Source organism: Mesorhizobium sp. M7A.F.Ca.MR.362.00.0.0 (assembly GCF_004023175.1).
GTDB lineage: Bacteria > Pseudomonadota > Alphaproteobacteria > Rhizobiales > Rhizobiaceae > Mesorhizobium.
In genome coordinates this window covers 4,546-5,602 of record NZ_RZTF01000407.1, presented here as the reverse complement: position 1 = coordinate 5,602, position 1,057 = coordinate 4,546, and the positions used below count along the sequence as shown (strand labels likewise).

At 65.6% G+C, this 1,057-nt stretch carries 1 protein-coding gene; it reads right to left on the bottom strand.

All coding sequences use genetic code 11. The features are described 5' to 3' along the window. On the bottom strand, window positions 1–1,057 hold a 1,057-nt coding region (locus tag EOC06_RS31465), incomplete at both ends, for an ATP-binding cassette domain-containing protein (RefSeq protein WP_245470251.1).

Below are 1,057 nucleotides of genomic sequence, written 5' to 3'. Positions count from 1 at the left end.
CGCCAGCGGCGTGTCGTCGCCGCTGATGCCGGATAGCGCCTGATCGCTGTAGCCGAGCACGGTCGACGGCGTCACCTTCACATTCCGCACCGTGTCCGGTTCGACAATGGCATTGCGGATCAGGGTGACGAAGCGCGACTTGCCGACGCCGTTGCGGCCTAGCAGCACGATGCGGTCGCCCTGGCAGATGTGGCGCTTGCCGGTCCGAAACAGCAGCGTGCCATCGGGTGTTTCGACAGCCGCGTCATCGAGCGTGATCAGCACTTTGGCGTGGGTGCCGCGATTGGCCAGTTTTATGGCACCCGCCGACTTCTCGCGATGCGCCGGGTTCGCCGCTTCCTCCAGTTTTTCGGCCCGCTGGCTGAGTTGCCTGGTCTTGACCGTCAGCAGGTCGCTGCCTGAATTGATGCCGATATTGTTGAGCTTGGCCGCCTGCCGGCGCAATTGCTGCGCCACCTTCATGTCGCGCTGGAACTTGCGCTCGGTCGAGGCGTCGACCTCGTCGAGCGCCCGCCTTGCGCGGGAATAGGGCAAGGCAAACACGGGCGACTGTTCCGGTCGCAGGAACAGCGTCCGGTTGGTGGCGGCGTCGAGAAAGGCGCGGTCGTGGCTGGCAATGACGACCGGCACCTCACGCGGCAATGCGTTGAGCCAGGTTTCCAACTGGCTGATGCGAGCAAGGTCGAGATGGTTGGTCGGCTCGTCGAGCAGCAGCACGTCCGGATCTGTCACCCAGGCGCGGGCGATCAGCGCCAGTCTCTGCCAACCGCCGCTCAGCGCCTGCATTGGCCGCTCGCGCATCGGCTCCGGCACGTCGAGTGAATCGAGAACCACGTCGACGCGCCACAACTCGCTTTCAGCCTGCTCGGGCGGCAAGGCGTCGGCCACGACCTGATGGAAGCTGCGGCTGAGAAGGGCCGGGGCAATGGATTGCTCGACATGACCGACGCGCAGGCCGCGCGTGCGGGTGATGTCACCGGAGGTCGGCTCCATCTCGCCGGTCAGGCATTTCAGCAAGGTCGACTTGCCGCGGCCATTGGCGGCGACAATGCCGAGC